The organism is Rhodopirellula maiorica SM1 (genome assembly GCF_000346295.1).
GTDB classification, from domain to species: Bacteria; Planctomycetota; Planctomycetia; order Pirellulales; family Pirellulaceae; genus Novipirellula; species Novipirellula maiorica.
In genome coordinates this window covers 1-14,897 of record NZ_ANOG01001025.1, presented here as the reverse complement: position 1 = coordinate 14,897, position 14,897 = coordinate 1, and the positions used below count along the sequence as shown (strand labels likewise).

The 14,897-nt window shown below is 55.4% G+C and carries 12 protein-coding genes; 9 read left to right on the top strand and 3 right to left on the bottom strand.

What is annotated here, in order from left to right; genetic code table 11:
* Positions 1-633 (top strand): hypothetical protein (locus tag RMSM_RS33195; protein WP_236622404.1); only part of this gene is annotated, 633 nt, incomplete at its 5' end.
* Between the two features lie 45 nt (positions 634-678).
* On the opposite strand, the gene RMSM_RS33190 is transcribed toward RMSM_RS33195, so the two are convergent.
* Positions 679-1,443 carry a cupredoxin domain-containing protein gene (locus tag RMSM_RS33190; RefSeq protein ID WP_008708111.1) on the bottom strand — a complete coding sequence of 255 codons (765 nt, stop codon included), beginning with the start codon at positions 1,441-1,443 and terminating at the stop codon, positions 679-681.
* A gap of 223 nt (positions 1,444-1,666) precedes the next feature.
* On the opposite strand from RMSM_RS33190, the gene RMSM_RS33185 reads away from it, so the two are divergent.
* From RMSM_RS33185 to RMSM_RS33165, 5 genes are all read left to right on the top strand, one after another.
* On the top strand, positions 1,667-2,380 hold the full coding sequence (locus tag RMSM_RS33185; RefSeq protein ID WP_008708109.1) for an orotidine 5'-phosphate decarboxylase / HUMPS family protein: 714 nt from the start codon (positions 1,667-1,669) through the stop codon (positions 2,378-2,380).
* 87 nt (positions 2,381-2,467) lie between these two features.
* The gene (locus RMSM_RS33180) at positions 2,468-3,493 is read left to right on the top strand and encodes a zinc-binding dehydrogenase (protein ID WP_040770799.1); all 1,026 of its coding nucleotides are present in this window, start codon (positions 2,468-2,470) and stop codon (positions 3,491-3,493) included.
* 225 nt (positions 3,494-3,718) lie between these two features.
* Entirely contained in the window at positions 3,719-4,618 is a 900-nt protein-coding gene (locus tag RMSM_RS33175) for a sugar phosphate isomerase/epimerase family protein (RefSeq protein ID WP_008708104.1), read from the top strand.
* Positions 4,619-4,708: 90 nt separating this feature from the next.
* Positions 4,709-5,719: a hypothetical protein gene (locus RMSM_RS33170; RefSeq protein ID WP_008708102.1), complete on the top strand. Its 1,011-nt coding sequence runs from the start codon at positions 4,709-4,711 to the stop codon at positions 5,717-5,719.
* Positions 5,720-6,277: 558 nt separating this feature from the next.
* A complete protein-coding gene (locus tag RMSM_RS33165) occupies positions 6,278-7,549 on the top strand; it encodes a polysaccharide pyruvyl transferase family protein (RefSeq protein ID WP_008708101.1) in 1,272 nt (423 codons plus the stop codon).
* Positions 7,550-8,133: 584 nt separating this feature from the next.
* On the opposite strand, the gene RMSM_RS33160 is transcribed toward RMSM_RS33165, so the two are convergent.
* Entirely contained in the window at positions 8,134-9,180 is a 1,047-nt protein-coding gene (locus RMSM_RS33160; RefSeq protein WP_008708098.1) for a hypothetical protein, read from the bottom strand.
* Between the two features lie 862 nt (positions 9,181-10,042).
* Here RMSM_RS33160 and RMSM_RS33155 point away from each other — a divergent pair.
* Together RMSM_RS33155 and RMSM_RS33150 are read left to right on the top strand one after the other, a co-directional pair.
* The gene (locus tag RMSM_RS33155; RefSeq protein ID WP_144058137.1) at positions 10,043-11,233 is read left to right on the top strand and encodes a vWA domain-containing protein; all 1,191 of its coding nucleotides are present in this window, start codon (positions 10,043-10,045) and stop codon (positions 11,231-11,233) included.
* A gap of 377 nt (positions 11,234-11,610) precedes the next feature.
* On the top strand, positions 11,611-12,000 hold the full coding sequence (locus RMSM_RS33150) for a hypothetical protein (RefSeq protein ID WP_008708092.1): 390 nt from the start codon (positions 11,611-11,613) through the stop codon (positions 11,998-12,000).
* Positions 12,001-12,606: 606 nt separating this feature from the next.
* Here RMSM_RS33150 and RMSM_RS33140 read toward each other — a convergent pair.
* Positions 12,607-13,590 (bottom strand): NAD(P)H-dependent flavin oxidoreductase, encoded by a 984-nt coding sequence (locus RMSM_RS33140; RefSeq protein WP_040770795.1) that lies wholly within the window; start codon positions 13,588-13,590, stop codon positions 12,607-12,609.
* Between the two features lie 273 nt (positions 13,591-13,863).
* Between RMSM_RS33140 and RMSM_RS33135 the strand changes: the two genes are divergently transcribed.
* Positions 13,864-14,838 (top strand): hypothetical protein, encoded by a 975-nt coding sequence (locus tag RMSM_RS33135; protein WP_144058136.1) that lies wholly within the window; start codon positions 13,864-13,866, stop codon positions 14,836-14,838.
* Positions 14,839-14,897: the final 59 nt, after the last annotated feature.

Below are 14,897 nucleotides of genomic sequence, written 5' to 3'. Positions count from 1 at the left end.
AACGCTGCAATGCAAACAAGGGTAAGTGCGACGCTAAACTCTGCAAAGACATCACCGCGCGAAAGCCACCCGCTGCCCTGGAACCTTCGCCCCAGCGAACTCGCGAACCTACCGACTCGGGTTGTATGGGCAGTCTTTTACTGCGTGATGCTGTTCTACCTGCCCGGCATCTACCTGCTGCGATCATTTCAGTCGCGGCAATGGAGTTTGCGTTGGCTATTGCTGTCGCCGCTGGTCGCCGCGATGCCGCTGATTGCGTTGCTGATTGACGCTCCGGTCATGAACCAGGCGGACCTTGTCTCAAAAATGACGCTCGGGCTCGTTACCCTACCCGCGGTGGTGGCGAGCATCCATTTGTTTCGCTGGCTGGTAACGAAAAGTTGGCGGCCGCTGTTCACCTGGCTCACCGTCTCACTCGTCATTTCGGCGTTACTGGCATCACTCGCAATTTTTGTCACGCAGCACGCCAGTCCTCATGCGATCGAGCAGGGCGAATATTACGCATCCGATGGATGGTGGTTCATTGGGTGCTACGGAGCCTACTTCACCGCCATACTGCTAACCGCCTGGATCGTCGTGATGGCAATGGCGCACTTGATCCAATCCGCGATGCAGCGAGTCCACAGAACGTAAGACGGATGGGTCAGATCACAAGAGAGGGAAACAGGCATCGTCCAATCAGCGACGGCCGAAGTGGTCGGCGGTTAGCGTTACAGTACCCAAAGCATTCTCGCCTTCACGAATGTTGTAGTGGAACCGGTTGCGTGACCAATTCTGCGGCTCTCCATTGACCTTCACCGTCCCCAGTGGACGCGTTGCCGATTCGACAAACAGCCGAAAGATGAGCTCTTGCTCTGGCAGGTCTCGGATGACCAATTTGCCATGCTCGTCACTCACTCCGACGTAACGATGCTCTAACACCAACACATAGGCTCTCATCCACGGGTGAATATTACACTCGACGGGCACAGCCGCCGGTTCCGGCAGATCAAGTTTCATTCGGCGTACTCCGTTCCGCGGAATCAACAGCCCGGATGCCGGGTTACGGAACCATGAGATGTTGGCGTTGTGACCGACAGAATCCGAATTTGTGATTTGAAGCGTGTCACCCGCTTGCATCAAAACAATGTGCGGATCGAATCGACAATGCTTGTTGGTCAACGTGTGAGTTCTATTGAGCGGCGGGACCTTTGCGACCTCGCTCCCGCCACGTCCCGTGTCAAGATAGACGACCACGTTCTTGATCCCACGATCCTGAGGATTCACCAGCAGACTTTCGTCAATCAACGGATGCTGGCCACAGAACTCAGCGTCCTTGTCGACCTGGATCGCCTCCGGAACCGGTAGCTCGCCGTCATACTGAATGCGAAGCGTCAGATCACCGCCAGTTGCCTCACTCCCGTATGACACCATCAATGCAACCGAAATCAATATCAGACGCATGCTTCATGCCCCTCTCTCTGCGTCAAATCGCGAACGTTTGGCCGAGCCTACAAGGCTCATTATATCGACAATGCAATCACCGTTTTTATTAACTAACTTGCCGAAAGTCTTGGCGACATTCGCTACGAATTACGACCCGAATTTCCCAACGCTCACGCAACACAGCCCTCCCAACACCCCCTAAACTAAAAGCCCACTCCCCACTCCCCACTCTCCCCGAAACATGAAGCCGATCGTTCAAATCTCACTCGACTTGACCAACATCGCCGAGGCGATCGAGACGGCGCACTTGGCGATTCGCGCTGGCGTCGATTGGCTCGAAGCCGGCACGCCACTGATCCTGGCCGAAGGACTGCATGGGGTGCGGGCGCTGCGCATCGAGTTTCCGGAGGTGCCGATCGTTGCGGACTTGAAAACGATGGACGGCGGCTATCTGGAAGCCGAAATGATGGCTGGCGCTGGCGCGACTCATGTCGTCGTGATGGCTCGAGCACACGCGGAAACCGTCCGCTGTGTCGTCAAAGCAGGAAAAGATTTTGGCGTCAAAGTGATGGGCGACAATATGGTCTGCGATGACATGGTCGCGGGCGCGAAATGGCTTGAAGATCTCGGCTGCGACTTTGTCATCCATCACATCGGGTACGACGAGCGGCGTGGCATCGCCGCTCGCGGCCAGCGAATGCCAAGTCCGCTGGACCAACTCCGCGAAGTCTGCGAGGCCGTCAAAGTTCCGGTGCAAGCGGTGGGCGGACTGAGTTTAGAACAAGCGATCCAGTGTCCGGCGTACGGCGCACCGCTGGTCGTGCTGGGCGCCCCGCTGACGATCGATGCCGATTCGTTTAAAACCGCCGATGGCGATCTGGAGTCTTCGCTGCGGTTGATCTGCGATGCCGTGCATGGAGAGGGGAAAGGGGAAAAAGTGAGGAGTGAGGAGTGAGGAGACGGGAGACGGGAGAAGACGAGGGATGGGAGGGCTGATGACAGGCTGGAAGCCTATCCCACTTTTTTTGGAAACGTTGAAATGATGAAATCAGCTGCGGTGGTGAACTATGCTCCTGAAAAAGGATGCGTCGAAATTCGTGAGATCGATCGGCCAGCGATCGGGGCCGACGATGTGCTGCTGCAGGTCGCTAACGTCGGCGTCTGTGGCAGCGATCTGCACCAGTGGACTGCGGACCACTCGTGGCCCGTCAATTATCCCGTCGTGCTCGGGCACGAATTCGGCGGAAACATTGTTGAGCTTGGTGCGAACGTCGAGGGCTGGAGCGAAGGCGACCGCGTGGTCAGCGAAACCGCCGCGATCATCGATCCACAAAACCCAATGTCACGCCGAGGACTGTACAACCTCGATCCGACTCGCAAAGGTTTCGGTTACGGGGTGAACGGCGCGATGACTCGGTTCGTCCGCGTCCCTGCACGGATCCTGCATGCCATTCCCGACGCCTTGCCGTTTGAACACGCTTGTCTGACCGAACCGTGCTGTGTCGCCTACAACGCGGTAGTGAAAAACGCTTCGATTGAACCCGGCGACCGCATCGTCGTTCTGGGCCCTGGCACGATCGGGATCCTATGCGCCGCGATGGCTCGATTGTGTGGCGCCGAAGTCGCACTGGTCGGACTCGAATCCGACCGTCATCGACTGGAAATCGCCAAACAATATGGCTGTGAAACGATCATCGGCGATGCGAAACCGTGGGCGTTTGATCGCGATGGTCTCGGGTGCGACGGCGTCATCGACGCTGCCGGCGCCAGTATCACGCTGCAGATTGCGATGGAACTGGTTCGTCCCGCCGGCTGGATCTCGAAAGTCGGTTGGGGCCCGCAACCGCTGGGGTTTAACCTCGATCCACTGGTACAGAAGAATGTGCGACTGCAAGGCAGTTTCAGTCACAACTGGCCGATCTGGGAACGGGTGATCGCGTTACTAAGCAGTGGCCAGCTAGACGTCAAACCGATCATCGGTGGCATCTGGCCGATCACCCAGTGGCACGAAGCGTTCGAAAAGATGCATCGCGGCGAAGTGGTGAAAGCGGTACTGACGCCGGTGTAAAAGCGTTGTCGCATGTGATGATCCATTGAGCCGCGACGCGTAAGCGGCCGGGTCTCGGAAGGTACCCGGTGCCTTACGGCCCACGGCTCACGGCTCACAATTGCAGCCCCCCGAGGTAAATAAGAAGGGTTCCTTAGTTGGATTTTGTTGGAGCCCCCGGCATGCAGGATCATTAGCAATGATCCACTACAAATCAACAACATATCCTCATCATCCAATCGAGCAATGCCAACACCGACACCAAAACTGGCGGCCTTTCCCAAAGCGTTCATGCAACCGCTCTGCAAAGACGGCACGATGAGGGTGTCCGAGTGGATTGAACTTGCCGCGAAACTCGATATCCAGGGGCTCGAGTGGTACGCCGGATTTTTAGAAATGGCGGACGAATCGAATTGGTCGCGGTTTCGCGAGCAGGTTGAAGGGCACGGCAAAGTCATCCCGATGATGTGCTGCTCCCCCGACTTTACCCACCCCGACGTGGCCTTTCGCGAGCAAGAAATCGCTAAACAGAAACGCTGGATCGAGATGACTCACACGCTTGGCGGTTCGTTCTGCCGCGTACTCAGCGGCCAACGGCGGCCCGAGTTGACGATTGACGAAGGCGTCAAATATGCCGTCGAGTCGATCGAAGCATGTTTGCCGCATGCCGCTGAACGGGGCATCACACTGATCATTGAAAACCACTACAAGGATGATTTTTGGGAGTATCCCGAGTTTGCTCAGAAAATGGATATTTTCTGTCAGATTGTCGACCGCATTGATCACCCGCACTTTGGCGTTAACTATGATCCGAGTAACACCTACCTGGCAGGCGAAGATCCGATCGAGCTGCTGAAGCGAGTTTCGCATCGCGTTGTGACAATGCACGCCAGCGACCGTTATCTCGCCGAAGGCACGCTGGAGGATCTGCGACGCGAAGAAGGCGGCGCGGTCGGCTACGCGAAACGACTGCGTCATGGCGAGATCGGCAAAGGCCTGAACGACTACGATGCAATCTTCAGCGAACTGAAACGAGTCGGCTTCGACGGCTGGATCAGTATCGAAGACGGTGTCGACGGCATGGACCAACTCGCCCGCAGCGTCGACTTCCTAAAACAAAAGATCGGCCAGCATTGGCCCGAGTAACCAAGTGGGATAGGCTTCCAGCCTGTCATCCACTCCCCACTCCCCACTCCCCACTCCCTCCTTCCTCCTTCCTCCTTCCCTTCGCCCGCTATGAAAATCTTCCTCAACGCAATCCTCGCAATCCTGATCTGCACCGCGACCTACGCCGACACTCCCGCATCAAAATACACACGCCCCAGCGGCGATGCGAGCGTTGTTACCCAGATGCCTGGACTGGTTGCTTTCTGGACGTTTGGCGAGCCCACGGGACAGCCACGGAAATCAATCGGCACCGCGCAGACCTATCCATTGGCCGAAGTCGACGGACCGATTCAGCGAGTCGAGGGTGGTCCATTTTCGGGCTATGCCGCTGACCTGAACGGTAAACAGTACTTCAAAATCCCGTATGCCGAGACGGGTGACTTGAACATTCATGGCCCCGATGCCGAGGTCAGCATGTTTGCGGTCGTCAACATCCACAACTTGCGTCAGAGCCGGACGATCGCGGGAATGTGGAGTGAGGGCAAAGGAGCGAATGACGATTCGGGCACGCGTCAATACTCGCTGTTGATGAACATGCCGACTTATGGCGGGCCGAATCAGCTGGTCCCTCATATCTCCAGCGAAGGCGGAGTGACGCGGCGAGCCGACGGCAGTGCGTTTCCGTGGTGTGCTGATTACGCCGCGACCCGGCAAACCGTGCCGACCGATCGCTGGTGCACATTGGGATTCACCTATGACGGCGAATACATCCGTGCGTACATCAACGGCGTGCTGGACAAACGAGAACTTGATGCGGTGAAAGACCGTCGCAACGATCGCTACTTCACCAGCGAAGGCCCCGACGGCAAAGACCGCGGGATGAACCCGTATTACCACGGCCGAGGCATTTTCGGTTACGACGCGGTGAAGCATGCCACGACCAAACCGGGCGGCGGATCGGACTTTACCGTCGGTGCTCGTTACGCCGTCGGATCGTTCACACGCGAAGCCACAATCGGTCGCTTCGGAGGCCTCGCCGTATTCGACCGAGCGATCAGCGACGCCGAGATGATGCGGCTACATCAAGCCGCCAACATCGAAGCATTAAACTCACAAGTATCCTCAGCCACGCCCCGCTAATACACTTCCCAAAGATCTGCGTGTATGATGCAATCCAAAAGTGAACCAATGTGGGATAGGCTTCCAGCCTGTCAAGTCCGAACAGTCTTCCTGTAGCGGAAGTCGCCAACGGCTTGTTGAATTAATGAGCCGCGACGCGTCAGCGGCCGGGTCCCGTGCACGACCCGGTGGCTTACGAGAACGTCCGGCTTAGGGTGACACTAACAACTCGCATTCGTTTTTTTTAAGGCCGGAGGCCGGTACAATTCATGCCGGTGGTGGTAACCACCGGTTTGGAATGCAGCAAATCCAAGGCCGGAGGCCGACACATTTACACAGTCATTGTGTCGGCCTCCGGCCTTGGCAGCTCATTCGCTACATCCCGTGGCCTTACGGCCACGGCAGAGGATGTATCGGCCTCTGGCCTAAGCCGGACGTTCACTTACGGCCCACGGCTCACAACGGCAATTCACATTTCGATTAAATCAACAAACTCTTGACGAATTCCGCTACCAAACCTGACCATCGTTGCCGAAACTCTCTGCGAGTTTCGCTACTTAAAATCGAGTAAACACTACCATGATCCAACGACGTACCTTTCTACAATCCACGTTGGCGGCGACGCTAACGACATCGCTAGCGAGTCCTGCATTCGCTGCTAAATCACAGCGGCCTCGCATCCTGCTGCGTTCGTCGTGGCAAGTGGTCAACATCGGCGACATCGCGCATACGCCCGGCGTGCTGGCGCTAATCGAAAAACATCTGCCCGACGCCGAGGTCATCCTGTGGGCTTCGGGCGATTTGACCGATGAGGTCGCCGCGATGGAACATGGACGATTCCCGAATTTGAAAATTGTCAAAGGATCGATCCGCAGCGATGGCAAGGCGTCTGGCGCCGAACTGCAAGACGCGATCGAGTGGTCCGAATTTTTGCTGCATGGATCAGGCCCGTCCCTGGTCGCCGCTCGCGATGTCGCCGCCTACGTTAAACACACCGGCAAACCGTTCGGCGTCTACGGAATCACGCACGGCTCGTTTTTCTCCGGTGATGACAAGGAACTGCTCAGTAAGGCGAAGTTCGTATTTTTTCGCGATTCGGTGTCGTTGGCATTGGCAAACGAACAAGGCGTCGATTGCCCGGTGATGGAATTCGGGCCCGACGGTGCGTTCGCTTGTGATTTGCGTGACGACGCTGCCGCGACCGAGTTCCTCGCCGCCAATGAATTGGAGGATGGAAAATTCTTGTGTTGCCAATCACGATTGCGGTTCACCCCGTACTGGACGATCCCTAGCAAGAAACGTGCGATCGATCCCAAGCGGCATGCGCATAACGAAACGATGAAGGAGCAAGATCACGCTCCGATCCTGGAGTCGATCGTTCGCGTGGTTCGCGAAACCGACTTGAAGGTCCTGCTCTGTCCCGAGGACATGACGCAGATGAAGGTGGGCAAAGAAAACTTGTACGACAAACTGCCTGCGGATGTGAAGCCGCGAGTGGTTTGGCGAGAAAACTTTTGGCTGACCAACGAAGCACTGAGTGTTTATGTTCGCAGTGCGGGGCTGTTTGGCAGCGAGATGCATTCGCCGATCATGGCAGTCGGCAACGGCATCCCCGCGATCGTGTGTCGGTTCGCCGAGCAGACGAGCAAAGGGTTCATGTGGCAAGACATCGGGCTGGGGGATTGGTTGTTCGACCTCGACGACGAAGAACAATCCGCAAAGATCCCCGACGCCGTCGTCGCAATGGCCAGCGATTTCGCCGCCGCGAAAGCCAAGACCGAAGCTGCCCGCCAATTCGTGCAAAAGCGGCAACGCGAAACGATGCAAGTCCTGGCAAACCAGTTCGCTTAGGATCGTGCGATCAATAAGTGTCCGTAGTAGAATTCGCCAGAATTCCCTTTTTGACTACGGTGTTGCCAATGTCGTTGATCGCTCTGCGATCATAACGCGATGTGAGAGCCCCCTCGGTTCCTATTGGCCGGCTGCTTGCATAGCGACGTGCGATCAATAAATCGAGGCATCAGCTCCTAGCATATCTCGCACTGGCTTCCCTCTCCCCACAAACTCAATCCGAATTTGTGAACAGAGGTCCTGGGGGTGACAGGAGAACAATCCGTTGCACGCGTCTGCACCAAGGCCAGTCCCTACCAACTTCGTTGAGACTGCTGAAGTGATCGCATCTACCACAGGCCGGAGGCCGATACACTCTCTGCCGGCGGCGTAAGCCGCCGGTTAGTAAAGGCCGGAAAACATAGCCCAGCGGGCGACACATCGGCTGACAGTGTGTCGGCCGCTGGCCGGTGCATCCGCTAACTAAATCGGCAGCCTCCTTCGTCGGGGAAGAAGTAACGAAGAAGCAACTCATGGATATACGCTTCCACCTCTTCCACCAATGGCGGCGTAATTTTCTGTCGGCGACATCCGTCCCTCAAACATCACTTGACTTCCGCGCGACGTTTCTGACCCATGTATAAATCATCGGGACGCTGCCACGGCTTCGCATAAAAGGTTCTACCGTGTGCGATAAAATCATATTCCACCTCAAAATGATCCAGCAGCGGTCGACGAAAGTCGTCGCTGTTGCAGCGCACAAAATCATCCGGCACCTCATCTCCGACGATCCAGTCGAACTTCATAAAAAACTTATTCACAACCTGCTTGTCGCCTCGATAGGTCGGGCTGGCACATTCCACTCGCCGTGGCAGCCAATGCTCTGACTGCTCCACCCACTCGATGCGGGTGTGGCTGAAGAAATCCTTCCGATACGGCCCCACCGACTCGTACTTCACCTCGATTGGCAAATAAGATGATGCAGCTCCTTGCAGCAACGTGACGCGCAGATCGTAGTCACCGAGTTTGAGTGTCCATTTGCTCTGGACGTTGTCATTGAGCACCACGTTTGAAGAAACGAACTTGGCTTTCCGCAAAAAAATCTCCTCGACAGCTCCATTGTCTGCGGCATGACTCTGAAAGGCGGTCGCAAAAAGCAAGATATCGTTAAATGGATCAACGTAGCTACCACGTATAAAATTTTCACGCAAAAAGTCCGGCGCGGATACTAAATCCGGCTTGGTCCGATACCGATTTGGTTTGGTGGCTTTGCCAGCGTATGCCTTCAAATTTCCATCACAGCGGACGATTTCGGTCCAGTTGTGATAGTCCTTCGGTCTTCCCGTCGCCTCCATTGGAAGGATGTCATCAAACGCCATGTAATCGAACCGGCGTTTGGAAGCAACGATCCGCAGCTTGTGGAACGGCCGTATGACAGGCGGCTTCCCCGGCTCAAGCAAATGCTTTTCGCCTGTCACCAATAGCGCATATCGCTGCGTGACATCACTTTCCTGGCTGGCCAAATCCGCGAGTCCGGCGAACACTTTTCCCGTCTTGTCTTCAACTGCTTCTTCCGCACCGCAACGCGACAACCCACCCACAATCGTGACAAGAGCGGCAATAGCGATACGCGTTAACCGAAAAACCTTCATGCGTCGTTCCCCTTATCAATCAAAAGTTCAAACGGTCATTCCCAGTGCAGGTTCACGCAAGCTACCAATTCCATTGTGCATAGGGAACGCCGCTCAGGTGCAAGCGTCTAGATTGCAGCACTTCGATTCACCTTGTGTGTGCTGCACTTACTAGGGCCGGTTCCTACTGGTCAATCGACATTCGTGTCAGACGGAGCCAAACCTCCACCGAACGACTCTCTCAATCAAGCAACTATTAATCTTAATCCTACTCTTAATCGTAATCCCGACCGCGCACCTCCACTCAGTCGTCGACAACCGTAGCAGATTAATATTAATATTATGAATGGTGTATTCAGCAAATCGCTGCCAGATAACGCCGGTTTATTTAGCGGAGCGGCGCAAGCCGCCCGGTTGCAGCGAGCAAAACGGACGACTCAAACCGAACGGATCGCGACGAGCCCGGCAGTTCTTCTGCCGCTCACTTATTCTTCCCGCAGCCGACGTTCGATTAGCCAAAGACAGAAAGATTTATGCGACAGAAAAATTCACTGATCGCGACGATAGCTTTTTCATTTTCCTGTCATCTCATTTTCCTGTAAATCCCGACCGCGCAATCCCCCCTCGATCACGAACAACCGTAGACGAGTAAAAAGAGTGTGTTTAGCGCCAAGTGCACAGACGCATCGCATTGCACGCGGCCACTCTCGCAACCTGCGATTTTCATGCCGTTGCACCCGCACTCAGCGCTGACGAGCACGCCAGTCGGATCGACGACAACGTTTGCCCCCATTTCGCTTCTCCTCACTCATCTCAGGGGCTACAATCGAGACGGATCGAAAACACGTCCCTCGAATTCGATGATCAACCTCGCTGTCGCAACATGCTTCGAGTCAACTCCATCAATGCCGCAGGCTCTCCTCCGCAAAGCAGCGACGACATCCTGGCCTCGTCCAGCGAATCATCGCGAAATGGCCCGAGTTTTATTGCCGTTCCGGTGCAGCCGCAAGCTTTAGTTTCGCCTAATCCGCGTCCCCGTCGTTACAAATCGTATTTAGCTTCGACCCTTGTTCACCTCGTGCTGTTGTTAGCACTCGCGCTGACAATCACTGCACCCGCTGAGGTGGAAACGCTTGTACTTAAGACGCGACTGGACAGCCGATCTCCCCATGTACCGCTGACGCGTATCGAGCCTCTACCGGAGACACCGCTGGAAATCCTGGAGCTCCGTGAGTCGAAAGTGGATGTGGATCTGAGTCCCAAAATCAACGACGTGGAACTACCAAATGTGTCATCCGCCTCGTCACTCCCAGCCGCTGTGGCATGGCCCATGAAGCTACCGACATTGCGATTGACCCCAATTACTTCTCAGGCCGCTGTTGCGGACTCGCAGCACGGCTCGCAAGGTGAAGCACAAGGCGACAGCGGAGCCGAAGCGGACACAGGAACGGGTGAAGATTCAGGAGGGGCAGGATACTTTAGCATTCCGATCAATGGCGGAAAGATCATGTTTGTCGCCGACGCATCAGCCAGCATGCAGAGGGCATTGGGGCTGACGCGGACGGAAGACAAACTCGCAGAAGCCCGCAGGATAGGCCTCGATGCAAAAGATCAAAAATTATTCATGCGAGATCCTCGCGAACTGGGATATCCTTCGCGATGGCAGAAACTCACCAACGAATTGACCGCCACCTTAGAATCGCTCAATCCGGGTGTCGAATTCGGGATCGTCTTCTTTGGAAGCAATCTCGACACACTCGCAGCAGACCTGCAAATTGCCACTCCCGAGAACAAGCAACTCGGGATCCATTGGGTGCAGCAATATCGCCCCGCAGGCGGCACCGATCCATTTCCTGCCGTCGCGCAGGCACTCTCGATGCAACCTGACGAGATCTTTGTCTTGACCGATGGCGAGTTCGCTCCAAAAACGGCGGACCGCATCAGCGAACTCAACTCGACCCGCACCCGCAAGGCTCGCATCCACACCATCGCGATGGGCGACACAAAAACAACCGATGCGCTTCAGCGTCTAGCGAAAGAAAACGACGGCGAGTTCGTATTGGCTCGCCGCTAGTCAGCTAGGCGACAAGGACTGGATGAAATCCCATAAGCCGCCCAGACCAACCGCCAACAACCACTCACCTCTTAATCTTAATCCCGTCCGAGCAATCCCCCCGCGTCCGCCCGTCCACCACCGAAAAAAGATTAGGATTAAGAATTTTGATCCTTGATTACTGTGGCATCACGAATCCACCAACTATCTTCCCCGGGCCAACGATTTGCAATCTGCATCGATTGAAATCGCCCCCTCCAACCATCCCCTTCTTAATCTTCATCCTACTCATAATCATAATCCCGTCCGAGCAAGTTCCCCCCGCACCCGCCCGTCCACGCCCGAAAGAAGATTAGGATTAAGAGTAAGATTAGGATTAAGAATCTTTGACCCAAATCATGCAAAGCACCAATCCCTACGCACCGCCTCCGGTCGATGTTGACTCGCTGATGTGTCGGCGGCGAGCGATCCAAGTGGGCCAGCAGGAGATTCACACGGTGACCGTGGAGACGTCGCTCCTGCGAGGCCTGCAAACACACGTCGTTGACGCCGCAGGCAACGCGACGCCGGTCCAGCGAGGACCGTGTCGTATGCAGGTCGGCGAGCGAGAAGTACATCAAGTCGAAGTCGAACTGGACGCGGCACACCGAGTCAACGTGCTGGTCGATGGCAAGCGGGTTGCTGAAGACCTGTTTCCTCGCATGCGGGCCACTATCTTTGCGATCGTCATCGTCTTTTCGCTGCTCACCAGCGTGACAATAGCCTTCGCCATGTTCCTGCTAACCTGACCAGTGGCGGATGGAACAACCCTCGTGTTCCCCCTCGATCCTGCGCGGCACATCGCAAAGTGAAGTAGCCCCCCCGGTTCCCACCCCACCAACTCTCACTTCTTAATCCTAATCTTACTCGTAATCTTAATCCCGTCCGAGCAATCCCCCGCTCGCTCGCAGGCAGCCGAAGACGATTAAGATTAAGAAGGGTAAATCCAGTAAAGTGTTGACACTGGCCTTACATAGCGGTGCGGCGCAAGCCGCCCGGTCGCAGCGAGTAAAACGGCCGATTCAAACCGGACGGCTCGCGCCGTTCCGCTACCAAAAAAACGTTCGGCAATAAGTTCGCCATCAGAATTTTGTTACAAATCGTTTGGAACGCAGTGTTTACACCGTAGGGCTCGTGTCCTTCCGAGAACATTTGAAACGACGAAGTATTTTTCCGAACGATTGCCTAGCGCCACCACGTCCTACGGTTTTGCGAGTGAATCAGCATGAACCAGTCCCGATAGGGACGTCAGGATGTAGCCCACGGCGTGAGCCGCGGGAAGTGCTCATTCAATTTAAAATTTACAATTGTCAATTTAACTTTTTCAATTCTCCCAACTCCCAACTCCCAACTCCTCACCCAGTCGGATCAACGTACTTAGCTGCATTGTCTCGTAGCAGTCGCATAGCCTCATCCACAACACGATCGACGATCGTCCTGGCGGACTCGAGTTGATGAACTAACCCCACCGCTTCACCGCCGCTGATATCCATCACACTGGAGTCTCCTTGGCTCGCCGCAAGCTCTAATTCGTGTTGCAATTCGTTTCGAACGGTTTCGATTTCGTTGCCTCGTCCCTCCCATTTGCTATTGAACGCGTTTCGAACGACCCGATCGGCGATGCCGCTGGGAAATTCCGAGCCGCGAATCTGGTCGTAAACGTCAGTTCGAATCGTATCGTCGGTGCTGGCGGCAAGTAGAGGCGTTTGTTCCCACGATCCGCCACTCCATTCATGGCTGGCGACAAACCGAGTCCCCATCGAAACACCCACCGCTCCCAACATCAGCGCGGCGGCCAAACCTCGTCCATCTGCGATTCCACCCGCCGCAATCACGGGAAGATTACCGACCGCATCAACCACTGCGGGAACAAACGCCATTGTTCCCAAAGTTCCCGTGTGTCCACCCGCTTCGCCTCCCTGGGCGATAATCGCGTCGACACCTGCATCGGCCGCCCGCTTCGCATGCTCCAGGCTTTGCACCTGTGCGAATACTTGAATGCCACAATCTCGTGCTGCAGCGACATAGGGAGTCGGATCGGAGAACGAGTGATTGATGACCGATACTCGTTCATCTAGTGCGACTTGCACCAGTTCATCGACATTAGAAAACGATGAGATAAAGCCGACACCGAACGGCCGATTGGTAAGTGCTCGCGTGCTACGGATCTGCTGGCGTAACCAGTCTGCACCGCCGCGAGTCGTCCCGCCGATCATTCCTAGTCCACCCGCATTGGACACGGCGGCAGCGAGCTCGGCGGACGCTGTACGACTCATCGGCGCGTTCAGGATCGGATGGTCTATTCCCAACCGTTCGCATAGAGAGGTGCGTATCATCATTTACAATGGGGGTTGAAAATATCGAAGCATGGCACAGCAACATTGCCACGCAGGAAATAGGGCGTTCCGCTGAGAGCTTACATCGCTCAAGCGGCATGACAAGGTCGGCGCATGCGTAGCCACAGTGTTTGCGATCATCGTTGGCTTTTTCACGCTCGGACGAGCGTGGCGATTTGGAAGGGGCGCTGCTCTACGAGTTCGCCACAGCTAAATAAAAAGCAAATCCATGCAGTCTTCCTGCTTGGCATGCACAAACGCCAGAGTCCGATTTCCATGAGTTTCTCACGATCCATTGTTCGCTTCAAATGGCTCTGTTTTGTCGTTGTTTCGGTCAGCGGTCTGTGGGCATTGGCAGAGGAGCCGGAAGCCGAGCCGAATGTGGTTCACATTGAAAAAATGCGAGCTTTCGTCGATTTCCTGCAAACGGAGTTAAAAACCGCAACTGACCTATTGGAACGTCAGTCCGGTTCCGACGCGGAGGTCGATCGGGCTCGTGCGCACTTGGCAATAGCGAGCCACAACCTCGCACTCGCCGAGAACAACCAAGCCAAGGTTGTCCGTCAAATTCGTTTGCTGGTCGAAATACGCAGCCGACAGTCAGAGCGTCACGAGAGAATGGCCGAACTGGGATTCGGATCCGAATTGAAACGGATCATCGCGATGCGACGCCTAGCGAGTTCGCGATACCTATTGGCCCGCACGCAAGCGAAGCCCGCTGACGCCCTCGATCAACTGGAACGGGCCGTTCAGCTTTACAACGATGAGCTGACCTATTTGACAAAATTGCAGCAGCAAGGAGCCGTGTCGGCAATGGAACTCAACCGTGCGCGGCATCGCACGACCGTCGCGGAGCATCACCTCGCTCACAGCAAAGCGGATTCCCAATCCGGCCTTCCCAAGCTTCGGAAATCCGTCGTGCTCTGTCAGCAGGAGTACGATCAGATCCAACGTCTCTGGCAGGCGGGGTATGCCGACGTGATCGACGAGTACGATGCCCACCGCCACCTTCTACATGCAAAGCTTCTATTAGCAGATATTGAAAAAGAACCGACAGCGATGCAGAAACAATTTGATGAATTGATTCGACTGCACAAACAAACGTTGCCGAAATTAGGCAGCTATCGAAAAGGGAAAATAGCCCGTTTGATAATCGAACGGGAACTAGCTCGTGATCACGCGCGAAAAGCCCAGTTTCTTCGAGATGGCTATCTGAATGTCGATCTGTGCATCGCCACGATGGACTTCTAGCGATGAATTGTTGAGGCTCAGTAAAGTAGGGCCGGTTCCCACCGGCCACTCACCTCTTA